Below are 1,127 nucleotides of genomic sequence, written 5' to 3' on the forward strand. Positions count from 1 at the left end.
TGGACGCCCTTCTGTTTGTCAAGCAGCGATACGTGTCGCGTTGATTTCCTTCTGGCGCTGCATGATGAGGGCGAAGACCTCGCGAGCAAGGTAGCGCTTGATAGCCCGTATGGCGTCGAGCTTGGAATGACCCTCGGCGACGCGGCGAGCGACGTAATCCTTCGTCTTCTGGTCGGTGCGCAATCTCCCGATGGCGATGATGTGCAACGCGCTGTTGGCTGCGCGATCGCCGCCACGGTTCAGGCGATGTCGGACCGTCTTGCCGGAAGATGCGGGAACAGGACTGACGCCGCAGAGGGCGGCGAAGCTGGCTTCTGATCGCATGCGGTCGGGATTGCCGCCGGCGGTGAGCAACAGCTGTGCGGCGCCGGTGTGACCGATCGAGTTGCGCGTCACGAGATTGGGCGCCAGCTCGTCGACGATGGCGGCGATCATGGTATCGAGGTCCGCGATCTCGTCGTGCAGTTCGAGATATCGGCGGGCAAGCGATTTGAGCGCTATCCGATAAGCAGCCTCGATCTCGCGGTAGCTCGTCAGATCAGGGCGCCATGCAGCCAGAGTTCGAACGAGCTGCATTCGGGTCATGTCGCGCAGCAGATCGCGCAGTCCGTCTGGCGCCGCGACGATCGTGTTGTGGATCATCTGCAGCGCAATCCGTCGCGCCGTCACCGCCGTCTTGCGGCAGGCGACAAGGACACGCAGCGCTTCGATCATTCCATCGCGGCTGCGCGGCGTGACGGTTCGATTACCTGCAAAGGCGGCGTGCGCGGCATTCTGCGCGTCGAGATCATCGTTCTTGCCGCGCTTCCGGCGATCTTGCCGATCGGGAGCCGTCACCTCCAGAACGGTTACACCGGCCTGCTGCATGAAGCGCAACAGGCCCGCGCCATAGCTGCCGGTCGACTCGACGCCGATGCGCTGGAGGTCGCCGAAGGACCGCATCCAGGCGAGCATCTGTCGATACCCCTGCCGCGTGGTGGCGAACGATCGCGTCTCGAGAACGCGATCCTGCTCATCGACGACGGCTGCGACGTGCAGATCCTTGTGCGTGTCCACGCCGCCGACCACCGCGCGGGCCTTCGCATCGTCCTCAATGGCCATGCTGTCCTCCTGGCTCGATCACCAAA

The 1,127-nt window shown here is 63.8% G+C and carries 1 protein-coding gene; it reads right to left on the bottom strand.

The window, feature by feature from the left end; translation table 11 throughout:
* Nucleotides 1–18: 18 nt before the first annotated feature.
* Complete coding sequence (locus AX750_RS15875) at nucleotides 19–1,101, bottom strand: IS110 family transposase (RefSeq protein WP_067254688.1); 1,083 nt, start codon at nucleotides 1,099–1,101, stop codon at nucleotides 19–21.
* Nucleotides 1,102–1,127: the final 26 nt, after the last annotated feature.

It is taken from the genome of Methylobacterium sp. CCH7-A2 (genome assembly GCF_001557075.1).
Classification (GTDB): domain Bacteria; phylum Pseudomonadota; class Alphaproteobacteria; order Rhizobiales; family Beijerinckiaceae; genus Allobosea; species Allobosea massiliensis.

Excerpts from the sequence above, each read along its gene's own strand:
- AX750_RS15875 (WP_067254688.1), bottom strand. The coding sequence starts at position 1,101 with ATGGCCATTGAGGACGATGCGAAGGCCCGCGCGGTGGTCGGCGGCGTG.